A 1253-nucleotide genomic window follows, 5' to 3' on the forward strand; every position below is an offset into this window, starting at 1 on the left:
AGGGACTTGCACCCTCTAGATTAATAAACTACCTTTCGGTAGTCAAAAGATGCCCATGCTGGGCACACACAAAATATATAATTTATTGCTAGTGCTAACCTACTTACGAAAATCCTTAGGGGATTTTCTATTCCGTTTTTATTTACTAAATTTAGTGTTTCAAAAACGCAACAAACCATATATAAAAACGTTGGCTGTAATTAAAAAGAATGGCACAAATTATTAAACTAGAGAAATGATATCGAAAAATAGAATAATTAATATCAATACAATTGTAAAATTTATTCTTATCATTATATTTGGATTAGCAATAATTAATTTACCATATTCATATTATCAATTTATTAAAGTTTTTGGAATGTTTGGATTGTTATTTCTAGCATTCAATTCATTTAAAAGGAATTTTAAAACACTATCTGTGGCTTTTCTAGTCTTAGCAATAATTTTTAATCCTTTTCCTGCTTTCAAGATAAGCTTTTCAAAGGATATCTGGATAATTATGGACATAGTTGTAATTGCACTAATAATCGTAAGTTATATAATTAAATCAAAAAATAATGAGAAACCAGTTTAAAATTTTACTTGCCGTTTTTGTAATAATTATATCCTCTTGCTCTGGAATAGAGGAAAAGCCAGACGAAGAAATTTTACTCTACTATAATAATGGAGAAAAATTTTGTGAAGGACTTCACCGAGTTTATAAAAAAAGAAATAGTGAACGAAAGAACAGAAAAGGGATTTGGAAATTTTATCATTTGAACGGAAAACCTGAGGCAATTTATGAATATGATAAGTTTGGTGATTTAAAAAGCTACAAAAATTATGATGATAAGGGTAATCTTCTAATATCACAAATAAATTTAGAAACAACAATAACTTCTTTAAAGTTTTATAAAGATGGTAATATTAAGTATGAAAGTATAACAAAAATTGAGACTGAACAATATGAAGATGAAGAGTACGAAACTTACTATGAAACGATAAAAGAATATTATATAAATGGACAATTAAAATCTCAAAAAGAAACTATAGATGATGAACTTCAAGGAAAAGCTAGTCAATGGGATATAAACGGGGATTTGGTCATTGAATTTGAATACGATGATGGTTTAATTAATTTGAAGTAAAAGATGACAAATAATATCGAATCAACTACAGCCAATCGAGTAGACGGCTCCGACTAAAATAGTCGGAGTGCGCCTCTCACACCACCGTACGTACGGGTCTCGTATACGGCGGTTCGTAAATCATCA

General features: G+C 29.1%; 2 protein-coding genes. Both read left to right on the forward strand.

What is annotated here, in order from left to right; genetic code table 11:
• The first annotated feature begins 235 nt into the window (after window positions 1-235).
• Window positions 236-574, forward strand: coding sequence for a DUF6804 family protein (locus DPIF8902391_RS12595; protein ID WP_394369915.1), 339 nt, complete (start codon window positions 236-238; stop codon window positions 572-574).
• On the forward strand, window positions 558-1127 hold the full coding sequence (locus DPIF8902391_RS07055) for a toxin-antitoxin system YwqK family antitoxin (protein ID WP_172505416.1): 570 nt from the start codon (window positions 558-560) through the stop codon (window positions 1125-1127). Before DPIF8902391_RS12595 ends, DPIF8902391_RS07055 begins: the two co-directional genes overlap by 17 nt.
• Window positions 1128-1253: the final 126 nt, after the last annotated feature.

Origin of the sequence: Tenacibaculum finnmarkense genomovar ulcerans, assembly GCF_900239495.1 — a bacterium.
GTDB lineage: Bacteria > Bacteroidota > Bacteroidia > Flavobacteriales > Flavobacteriaceae > Polaribacter > Polaribacter ulcerans.